The 3,526-nt window shown below is 38.5% G+C and carries 2 protein-coding genes; one reads left to right on the top strand and one right to left on the bottom strand.

Going from position 1 to position 3,526, the window contains the following annotated elements; translation table 11 throughout:
• Positions 1–2,465, top strand: a 2,465-nt coding sequence (locus DVDV_RS21555) for an ATP-binding protein (RefSeq protein ID WP_139311712.1), incomplete at its 5' end; no start/stop codon positions are given.
• Here DVDV_RS21555 and DVDV_RS21560 read toward each other — a convergent pair.
• A partial coding sequence (locus DVDV_RS21560; RefSeq protein ID WP_139311713.1) for an ATP-grasp domain-containing protein occupies positions 2,462–3,526 on the bottom strand: 1,065 nt, incomplete at its 5' end. The genes DVDV_RS21555 and DVDV_RS21560 overlap by 4 nt on opposite strands.

Consider the following 3,526-nt stretch of genomic DNA (forward strand, 5'->3'; position numbering starts at 1 on the left):
TGGATTCATTATTTTCTATACTGGGATACGAGCAACACATTTCAAAGGCTCTTTCAAAGCTTGAAGAAGGGAGTTGTTCGCACATCCATATCTCTGGCCCTCCAGGATCTGGGAAGACAAGCTTGGCATTTTGCATAGCTGAAGCATGGAAAAGCTTGAACGGGGTTGTGCTTGTAACACGGTGTGAAGAATACAAAGCTAATAATGCATTTAACGCTGTAGACAATTGGATCGTGTATGATTGCGTTGAAAGGTATTTGTCGGCTGGAATTAAAGCCGCTATAAATATTGTTGATAGAACACTAGGAAAGTCTGGTATATTAAAAGATATATATTCTGGATATAAAGAAGCCGCCATTGGGAGTGCGATTGTTGAGTCGCAGTGCAAATTATCGGATACGGAAGCTGCACTTTTGTTTAAAATATGGTCTTTGGCAGACACTTCCCCATTTATTCTTATTGTTGACGACGCCCACCATCTAGATGGTCATTCGTTTTCATTTTTAAAAAGAATGAAGCAAAATAGTGATTATAAAGTTTTTAGATTTCTAAAAAATCATAATATAATTTTTGTGTCGACAACACCAACCAACAAACCAAGTTTATCGATACAAGAAAGAATAACTGATCATTGCGATTTAAATATAACGACAAAGTACTGCGCTGCGGGCGACGTCGGGAAAATACTTAACTTCTATGGCGCAAAAAAAGTGCACTCGTTAAATACACTTGATAAAATATATGAAATAACAAAAGGGCATTTGAGGATTTTAAAAGAAATAGCAAAGCATATAAATGAAAGAAACAAGAGTGTCTATGAACTGGTGACAAGTGATAATCAAAAAGTTCTTGCAAAAATTGTTATTGAAAATAGATTGAGCGATGGCAATGCAAATCATGAACAGGAAGTGGTGTCCTTCCTGAAAAATCTATCAATAATTGGAAATTCTGCGTCATATAGCGAAGTTAAATGTTTATCTGCAACCGATATAAAAGACATCGACAGTGTTGTAAAAGCAGTAGAAAGTTTAACATTAGCAGATAAATCTGGCAAAATCATTTCGTTCCCACATGAATGCATACGGAAACATTTTTTAGAAATGGACTTGAATCGGAATGAAGAGATTCATTCTAGCTTCGCAGAATGCCTAAGAATTCTTAGTCCACAAGACTACGGGACAAGAGGCATGCATCTTTACGGTGCAGGGAAAAAAGAAGTTGCAGATGAGATGGTCGCCCTGGAATGGCTTAAAATACTGAGAGAGAATCCCGGCATTTCAAAGGAAGAAGTTGAAAAAACAGAAATATCTCCCGAGATTTATGGCATATACCTAACGCTGGCAGAGGCAATAAAGTTTTACCACATTGGGAATTTTCCTTCTTTCGTGAAACTTATGCAGTCACAAAACATATGCCGCCCAAGTTTACTGTCCGCCGAAAAAAGTTACCTCCATGCTCTTTCGCTTGCTCTGACAAAAAGTAAACGATCAAGAAAAGTGGCGTATGATATATTATTGGCGCACAATGACCTTTTTTTGGAAGAATTTGAAATTGGCGGCCGTATAAAATTGCTACAAATTTACCTTCTTAATCATCTTGGGGAAAAAAAAGTAGCATTGATGGAAGAAAGCAGATTAATAAATTTTATTAGTGAAAATATGAATGACACACCTGTAGGTGATTTTTTTTGCAATATTCTTAAACGAAGATCAGAATTCTTGTACGCTGATGAAGTGGCTGCGGTAAAGTTGTTTGAAGCACGAGATTATTGGAAAGGGTCAATTGACGCTCCTTTTCCACGCTATCCACAGGAATATTACCGAACGTCAAGTAATTTATGTGCGACATTATGTTATCTAGGTAACTATGTCGACGCTGTTAACGTCGCAAAAGATGTTATTTCGTCCAACTATTATACTAGTTATAATTTTCAACGGCCAGAATATTTGACAAATAACTATCTTATGGCATCATTCCTTGGTGAAAAAATTCATGAATCTGAATGCTATGCCGAACAATTCAAAATAACTCAAAGCTCCAGAGCGGAACATGATAATATTCTAACGTCATCCAATTTAGCAATTTATGGAGCCTACTGCAATCAGTTGGGGCAATCACTTTCAACTTTAGAGTCTCTGTGGCTACGAATGAATCGCTTCCCAGATTTTGAACCTTTTTTTCTCTATCTTGTCGCTTCCAATCTTTACACACTTTCTTGCTACACTGAGGAAAAGTGCTCAGTGTCCTTTGATGAAATTAAACGGCTCAGTGCTCTCGTCGATCCTGACGAATATGGATTTATTTCAATGAGACTGGATGCGATTATGAGTGCTACAGAGAAAGGTCGTGATATCAAGGAGTGGGACCTAGCGCCAACTCAGAAGTATGCACATCTTGGTCCCGGGTGGGATTTCTATGGTCGTCGTTTACTATTTTCAGGGATTCATTCATGGGTTGACATCTAACCGCCCATGTACGCAGTCCATAACATCGCTCCTAGCAATGCTTTTAAATCCACTCCGGCCCATTCTGCCGCAACTTGAACTGAGCTACCTCTGTAAAGAACGGGGACAGCCCCGACATCAATTATGTATGGGGTTCCGTTGTTTGCGAGTTTGAAATCAATCCGACAAAAGCCCTTGAATCCTAACAATTCACCCCCTTCAACCGCATAGCGCTGAATTTGTATGCTTTTTTGATAGTCTAGCTCACGGAAATCATACTTTTTTAGTTTTTTTCCAGAAAAAACCATCTCTTCGGTCAATGTAAAGAACTCTTGGTTGATACTTTCTTGTGTTGTGTTTAATACTACTCCAAGCGAAAAAGAATCGTTACAAACTACTACTGGGACAGATATTTCCTTGCCTTCGATAAAGGTCTGAACAAACAATGGTTGATTAATGTCTCCGCAAATTTCATCAAGTGTCCTTGTGTCGTCATTGTATTCACAAATTGATTTACTTCCAATCCCTATGCTGCAAGATTCGTAACTCGACTTAATTATTATTTTTGTACCAAGTGGTGGCTTTGCCCTGTTACACCATCTTCCGCTACCGAAATACCACCAACTTTCTGGTATTATTGCACCATGTGATTTGAGAATACTGTATGAATGATATTTATGTCTACCAATCGTACTGCCATGGGGATCTGAGTTGCAACAGCATAGCCCGTAGTACCTGCTAAATGCGGAGACAAGAGACATCCCCCCCGGCCCCAATCCAGGCTCACTTAAATTGTACACAAAATTTATGCGTTTAGCTGTCGGAGGGTATTTATTTTCGATTACTTCTCTAAAAAAAATATCTTCATTCTCGAAAACTCTGACATACAGACCCATCCTACGGAATTGCTCAATAAATTCTGAAACGATTGCTTGTGAAAAGTAACGCTCCTTTAAGCGAATTCCCTTCAACTTGTTTGCATCATCCAGGTACGGCCTTAAGTTTGTTACGAGGCCTATTGATATTGACGTTTTAAATTTATCTAACCATTCTTGGGCATTACTAAAAATGTCTCTCATGCG

The organism is Desulfovibrio sp. DV, assembly GCF_001936595.1.
GTDB lineage: Bacteria > Desulfobacterota > Desulfovibrionia > Desulfovibrionales > Desulfovibrionaceae > Solidesulfovibrio.